General features: G+C 33.7%; 10 protein-coding genes. 2 read left to right on the top strand and 8 right to left on the bottom strand.

Features of this window, described 5'->3' with window-relative positions; genetic code table 11:
* From WKI77_RS06930 to WKI77_RS06920, 3 genes are all read right to left on the bottom strand, one after another.
* Window positions 1-845: MBL fold metallo-hydrolase (locus WKI77_RS06930; protein WP_337861099.1), on the bottom strand; the 845-nt coding region annotated here is incomplete at its 3' end.
* 6 nt (window positions 846-851) lie between these two features.
* On the bottom strand, window positions 852-1,625 hold the full coding sequence (locus tag WKI77_RS06925) for an S-methyl-5'-thioadenosine phosphorylase (protein WP_337861098.1): 774 nt from the start codon (window positions 1,623-1,625) through the stop codon (window positions 852-854).
* A 53-nt stretch (window positions 1,626-1,678) separates the two neighbouring features.
* A complete protein-coding gene (locus tag WKI77_RS06920) occupies window positions 1,679-2,407 on the bottom strand; it encodes an asparagine synthase-related protein (protein ID WP_337861097.1) in 729 nt (242 codons plus the stop codon).
* Window positions 2,408-2,521: 114 nt separating this feature from the next.
* Here WKI77_RS06920 and WKI77_RS06915 point away from each other — a divergent pair, with 114 nt between their 5' ends.
* A complete protein-coding gene (locus tag WKI77_RS06915; protein WP_337861096.1) occupies window positions 2,522-2,941 on the top strand; it encodes an adenylyltransferase/cytidyltransferase family protein in 420 nt (139 codons plus the stop codon).
* 17 nt (window positions 2,942-2,958) lie between these two features.
* Here the strand turns inward: WKI77_RS06915 and WKI77_RS06910 are convergent, their stop codons facing one another.
* From WKI77_RS06910 to WKI77_RS06900, 3 genes are read right to left on the bottom strand one after another with little or no spacing between them, the layout of a single operon-like run.
* Window positions 2,959-3,342 carry a prefoldin subunit beta gene (locus WKI77_RS06910; RefSeq protein WP_337861095.1) on the bottom strand — a complete coding sequence of 128 codons (384 nt, stop codon included), beginning with the start codon at window positions 3,340-3,342 and terminating at the stop codon, window positions 2,959-2,961.
* Window positions 3,336-3,569, bottom strand: a complete 234-nt coding sequence (locus WKI77_RS06905) for a KEOPS complex subunit Pcc1 (RefSeq protein ID WP_337861094.1) — start codon at window positions 3,567-3,569, stop codon at window positions 3,336-3,338. The genes WKI77_RS06910 and WKI77_RS06905 overlap by 7 nt, the downstream gene beginning before the upstream one ends.
* A gap of 29 nt (window positions 3,570-3,598) precedes the next feature.
* Entirely contained in the window at window positions 3,599-4,366 is a 768-nt protein-coding gene (locus tag WKI77_RS06900; protein ID WP_337861093.1) for a carotenoid biosynthesis protein, read from the bottom strand.
* Between the two features lie 145 nt (window positions 4,367-4,511).
* On the opposite strand from WKI77_RS06900, the gene WKI77_RS06895 reads away from it, so the two are divergent.
* A complete protein-coding gene (locus WKI77_RS06895) occupies window positions 4,512-5,012 on the top strand; it encodes a hypothetical protein (RefSeq protein WP_337861092.1) in 501 nt (166 codons plus the stop codon).
* On the opposite strand, the gene WKI77_RS06890 is transcribed toward WKI77_RS06895, so the two are convergent.
* Both WKI77_RS06890 and WKI77_RS06885 read right to left on the bottom strand, forming a co-directional pair.
* Window positions 5,002-5,640: an endonuclease III domain-containing protein gene (locus WKI77_RS06890; RefSeq protein ID WP_337861091.1), complete on the bottom strand. Its 639-nt coding sequence runs from the start codon at window positions 5,638-5,640 to the stop codon at window positions 5,002-5,004. The genes WKI77_RS06895 and WKI77_RS06890 overlap by 11 nt on opposite strands.
* Before the next feature lie 75 nt (window positions 5,641-5,715).
* Entirely contained in the window at window positions 5,716-6,318 is a 603-nt protein-coding gene (locus tag WKI77_RS06885) for a MarC family protein (RefSeq protein ID WP_337861090.1), read from the bottom strand.
* Window positions 6,319-6,775 lie beyond the last annotated feature (457 nt).

Here is a 6,775-nt window from a genome sequence, read left to right as displayed (position 1 = left end):
TCCTGCCTCATTCTGTTGTTTCTGATCTGGATTACACGGCCCATTGACTTCCTGAACAGCTTAGGATCTTTAATAAACCCCGGTGTATCCATATATATCCATGATATCTTATTTCCCATGCCATCAACATATATTCTGTAATCCATATCCCTTAAAGTCATAATCATTTCCTGTGTTCTGCCAATGGCAAATGTTGGAAGTATTACTCTTCCTCCATTATCTATGACTTCTTTTATGCTTTCTTTAAGCCTCTGTATTACTTCATCACGGTTTTCATGGTCTCTGCCTGCATATGTGCTTTCCATGATTAAAACATCTGTTTTAACTGGTTTTGCTCCTGTCAACAGATTTGTATCTCTAGTATATAAATCTCCTGTAATCATGAAAGATTTTGCATCCTGAAACCACCACATTGTTGAACCTGGTATATGCCCTGCACTGTGTGCTATAGCAGTAAGATTATCAACTTCAAAAGGCTTTTCATATGTTGCTGTTATCATAGACTTGAAAAGATTGTCAACATCCTCCTCATTGAACATTTTTGTATAGTTTTCAAGCCTCATGATTTTTAAGGAATCCATGAGTATTGGTTTTATGCTGTTTGCAGTCATTGCAGTTGCATGGAAATTTGCCTGATAGCTATGGTAATAAACTGGTAACGCCCCTGTATGGTCTAAATGTGCATGCGTTAAGAATATATCATTCACCTTTTCAGGTGGAAGTGGGTATTCCGGTGGTTTTTCCGGTTCTATACCGTAGTCTATCATTATCTTGCTTTGCTTATCCTCTATCTTTATTGCTAGTCTTCCGACTTCTTCGGCTCCGCCGAGAAATTTTATTTTCATTTTTTATCACGCCTTTGCATTTTCTAATCTCAAAGAACATTTGCAATTCCTTTGACCGTTAATTTGTGGAACTAAATTATATAACATTTTTGAAACTTTTTCCTCGCTTTCCCTCATTATTTGCATAACATCAGAAGCTTCTACAGCTTCGTCCTTCCATGCGTCATAATCAGTAACTGTTGCAAGCATGCCATAGCACATTGACAGTTCTGCTGCGAGGTTTATTTCAGGAACAAGTGTCATTCCTATAATATCAGCAAAATTTTTGAACATTTTTGATTCCGATCTTGTTGAAAATCTTGGGCCTTCAATGCAGAGATAAGAACCATTTTTATGAACAGGAAATGATAATTTTTTTCCTGTTTCATATGCTTTTGCACTTATATCACTGCAGAAAGGATCTGCCATAGAAATATGGTAAACATCCGGCCCATTGTAATATGTAAGGTCCCTGCGCTTTGTGAAATCAATAAACTGATCCGGTATTACTATGTCACCGGGCTTATAATTTTCATTTAAAGAGCCAACTGCATTTAATCCTATTATTCTTTCAACTCCAAGTTTATGAAGTGCAAAAATATTTGCTTTATAATTTACCATATGAGGAGGAATAGTGTGCTTCTTTCCATGCCTTGGAAGGAATGCAACTTCTATACCATTTATTTCACCGATTTCTAAAGGTGCTGATGGCTTTCCGTAAGGTGTATCAACATCCACGACTTTCTTGCTTTCCATTATACTGTAAAGTCCACTTCCTCCTATTATTCCTGTATATGTCATTATTTATCCCATTGTTAATTATTAATGTTATATAGTATATTACACATTATTATTTATTCATTTCTAAATATTTTATCAGATTGCTTTAGAAGATATTTATTTATTCCAGATCCATACTGAGCAGCCGATTTTGGCCTATTATATATTTCTTCCGGAAGAGAAATCTTTGATGCTATTTCCCTTAAAATCAACTTATTTCTATTATCCAGTATATTTTCTTCTCTTGTTATGTTAGTTCTCATTTTAAGGATACCTGGAGATAGATACGGAGTTAATAATTCCTTATCGTAATATTCTGCTATTTTCTTCTCCCTGGGCAGTGTGACATTGAATAATCTATTGATGTAAGTATCATTTTTTAGCCTTGGATTATCTATAAATCTTCTGTAACCATAAAATAATTCATCTGCCCCCTGACCTGTGACAACGAACTTTTCAGGTATAAAATCCATTAGTATAAAGGGTACAAGTTCGAATCCCAATTCCATTCTGGTAATTTTTGGATCTATTTTTAATAGCTGTTCTATATAACTATGGATATCTATATCATCAAGTATGATTTTTTTCACATGTATTTTCAAAATCATCGAGTTTTCATCAACATTGTCTATGTCTCTGGAATCTGAGAATCCCAGTGTGTAAGGAATATAGGTATAATTTGAAAGAGCAAGAAGAAGAGAACTGTCAAGACCGCCGGAATAAGCTATAGCACATGGATTTTCCGTAGTTTTTTCAACTGCTGCCTTTAGCTCTTTATAAACGTCTTCCGTTATATTTTGCATATGCCACAATTATTGAGAATGATTATTTAAACTTAAGGTTACTTATTTTTTAAATTTAAAATGCCATTCGCCTTTGAGCGAATTATTTATAAATTCTTAAGTGTTTAACTGGCAATGATAAAAGTTATGGCATCAGGGGTTTTTGATATACTGCATTTAGGCCATGTACATTATTTAAATGAATCAAAATCATTTGGAGATTATTTAGTTGTTGTTGTTGCATCGGATTACACTGCTAAAAAGCATGGCAAGGCATTGATTTTTAATGAGGTGGAACGGGCTGCCCTTGTGTCAGAGCTTAAAATGGTAAATGAAGTAATGATAGGCCACAGCAATGACAATATTTTTCAAACTGTTAATGAGATTAAGCCAGATATAATTACACTGGGATATGACCAGAAATTTGATGATGCTTATATTGAAAACGAATGCAAGAAACTTGGATTGAATACAAAAATAAAAAGAACAAAGCCATATAATGGAAATTTTAACAGTTCGTCTAAGATAAGGGAAAAAATTCTTAAATCTATGTAATTGCTGAAATTGCACTATTAATTTATTCCCTGATTATTCTGTCCCCTTGTTGATTCTTCGTATTTTCTCTGTATTGTTTGCTCCAGTTCCTTATATTTATCTTCCAGTGTTTTTTGCTGATTTTCCATGGTTTTTAATCTCATCTGGCTGAGTTCCTTCTGCTCTTCAAGATCTGAAATAAGTTTTTCCTTATCATCCACTTTATAAATAATTGGCCCAACATTTTTATATACTGGAGTATCTTTTTCAATGCCACTTAATTCTTTTAAAGTTTTTTCAAGTTCCTTAACTTTTATATCGATCTGATAGCGCTGGTTTGCTACCTGCTCTATCTGTGCCTGCATGTCCTGTGCCTGCTTTATCTGGTTTTGCAAATATGCATTCAAATTAGGTTCTACCATACATTTACCTCCATTATTTTTTTTGTTACGTTCAATACCCTTGTTATTGAGGAAACACTTGCCCGGAGTGATGACGCATCAGGAGCTTCTATGATAATGTATATATTTAAAGCATCCTCTTCAAGAACCACACTTGACCTGCCAAATGTTTCCGTAACCTCCGGCTTTATTGCCTCAAGATATTTCAAATACTCTGCTCTATTCAGAGTGAGTTTAACCCTGAACATTCAGCTCATTATGAGATATTATTATATAACTATTTGGCAGATTTCTCCATTTTAAAAATTGTTTTTTTAATTCTGCCAATAAATGAGTGTTGCTGCTCCACACTATTTTTATAATTCATGTTCAGCAGGAAAAGAAAAGTTAAGGTAAAAATTATGGAGGATATTACTGCTGGTATGTAAATGCCAACAACGACATCTTCCACACACTGAAAATAACCCAGCAGAGTATAAAAAATTAAACCGTTGATGCTAAAACTTGAATTTTTTTCAGTAAATAATAATAACACTGCAAAAATTAATAATGATGCCCCAAACCAGCCAAAGAAATTGGATAATGGCACTCCAAAATAGATTCCGGGCACGGCCCAGTGCCAGAGATGCCTTGAAAATCTTGGATCGAATGACATGTCCAGAAAAAGCATTAATAATGATGAGGTGAACAGCCTCTCTCTTGCTGCTATAGAAGAAAAATAAAGCAATGAAGACCATAGAAATGGAATTGCAACTGGAACGCCAAATAGTTCTGGGCCCAGTATAGCTGTATATGTGTACCTGCCAAAAGGAAATCCTGTATGGAGACCAATAAATTCTATAATAAAAGCCAGAATATAGGAAACAGAAAAAAATTTTTCGGTATATTTAAACCCCTTAAATTTAATGGAATGGTAAAAATAGAATGGGATGAATATGAGCTCAGCAGCCACAGAAAGTTCATAGTTATGAGTAAAAAGGTATGCCACCAGCATGGCACTTCCGAATATTAAATATGAATATGCGATGACCCATTCCGTTTTCATTAATTGCCTATAACTGAAAACTATTTGATTTTTATCCGATAGTTCAGTTTAATAATAAAGAAAGAGAGAATTGCATTAAAATTATCAGTTTAAAAAATTAATTTCAAAAGAAATATAATTATATATGTAGGTGAAATATAATCGCGTGATCGGGTTAAATCTATCAAATACGTTTATTGCCGTCGCATTGATATTAATAGTCATCCGCATAATGTACAAAAGGCTTAAACGAGGGCTTAAGGGCCAGCAATTCAAAACGTCAAGGCTTTTAAGAACCCCGGTGATATACCTGTTTCTATTAATATTTTTCATGTTGGCTTTTATAGGCAACATTGATTATATGGCCATAATTTTAGCGATCTGCATATTAGGAATTATACCAGGATTGGCTTTTGGTGAACGTGTAACATTTTTTGATAGTGATGGAAAAATCTTCTACAAAAGATCCCCGTATTTATTGTCTATCTGGGCCGTTGCGTTTATTATTAGAATATCCTTCGAATTCATCTATCCGAATAATTTATCAATACAATTTATAATAGATGCTTTGCTTGCAGTAACACTTGGGCTTATAATAGGTGAATCTCTAAGGGCTTACAGAAAATATAAACAATACATAGAAGAGAGAAATTCTTTTATATATTGATTTTCCCGAACAAACAGATCTTATTTAAAAAGCAGGAATTGCATAATGGTTTTTTTCTGCAATAATCCTTTCCAAGGTTTACGAGCATGCCATGAAAATTTTTAAGTTGATAAACTTCCTTAAATTCCTCTTCAGCATAATTTCTGATTTCCCTCCTGGTCATTTCCATACTATAATATCTTTTAATGAATCTAAATGTATATGTATCTACAACAAAAATGTGGTAATTCAGGGCGTAAAGCATAATTGATTCCATTGTTTCGTTTCCTACACCGGCAATACTGGAAATGAAATTCATAATTTCATTGGGATTATTATTTTTCATATTTTCTATATTTCCATAGTTTTCTATTATTGACCCGGCTATGTTCATTAAATACCTGCTTTTCTGATTATAAAATCCTGAGCTTTTTATCAGGTCTTTTAATTCTTCCTGGCTCATGCCATTAATTTTAACCAATGAATCAACTCCCGCTTCCTTCATTGTTTTTATTGCCTTTTCCACATTTTTCCATGATGTATTCTGCGTCAGTATGCAGCCTATTATAGTTTCATCATCCGAATCTGAAGGCCACCAGGAAAGGTCTCCGTAATGTTCGAATAATAAAGTGTAAAGTTCATTAAACATTCATGAAAGATATCCATATTATTAAAAAATCTTTTGAAATTCATATTTCTATGCTTTGACTAAAATTATTGCTTATTATTTTAGTACGCTTAATGCTACCATTGCATCGATAAAATACTGTATTGCAAATCCTGCCACAAGAAGACCAAAGATTCTGGTTATTGCAGTCATAACCTTATCTCCAAGAATACTCAGTATTTTTGAAGAATAGATGAAGAAGAAGTATACTATTGCTAATACAAGAAAAACTGATATTATTGTAAGAATTTTCGTTAGAAAGTCTCCTTTCATAAGTATAATTACAAGCGAAATTGCCCCTGGACCAGCCAATAAAGGTGTTGCAAATGGGACTATTCCCATATTTTTAGAACTTTCAACGGATGTATCCGGTTTTGCACCCTGCCTGACCATTTCTATACCCATTAAAAGAAGTATTATTCCACCTGCAATTTCCAACGCTTCTATGGAAATGCCAAAAAATTCTATAATGATTCCCCCTGCAATGGCAAAAAGTATGATAATAATGCCAGCATAAATAACTGCATCTCTGGATATTGACCTTCTTGTATCCCGGTTGAAAGAACCGGCCATGCTAACAAATATTGCAAGGCTCCCGAAAGGATCTATTACCACTAGAAGAGGCATGAAAACCTTTAGAAACTCTGTAATAATTGTCATATTACTGTATAGCAACTATATATATAAATTGAGTTTTTTAATAAATTTCATTCAGATATTCAGATGCATTATACTGGCACCCATAATTTCTGATCTGATATAAATTAGTCTTTTAGAAAGTCAGATTGTTCAGTTCCACCAATCTTCAAAATATAAGGCACAATTCCAGGTTATGAAATTTATACTTCTTGGATAAACCAAATAACATATATTCAATCCACAAAAGATTCCGGGATTGTTTGTTGGTTTTCCTTTTCCAGTTTCACCTGTTTTGCCTGCATTTTAAGCGCAAACGGCATACACACATTCGAACTCCTCTTTCAAAGGAGTTTTCACTCTTGTTATCAGTAAACATGCACCATTGTCTAATGGACTCATGCGGTTATGCATGAAATCTCGCATTTCTTTATGCAGACTAATATATTAAATTTCTGTCAAAAAGCATGTTATGATACAG

Origin of the sequence: Ferroplasma sp. (assembly GCF_037442045.1) — an archaeon.
Taxonomy (GTDB): domain Archaea; phylum Thermoplasmatota; class Thermoplasmata; order Thermoplasmatales; family Thermoplasmataceae; genus Ferroplasma.
The sequence above is the reverse complement of the archived record's forward strand: the minus strand, read 5'-3'. Positions and strand labels throughout refer to the sequence as shown.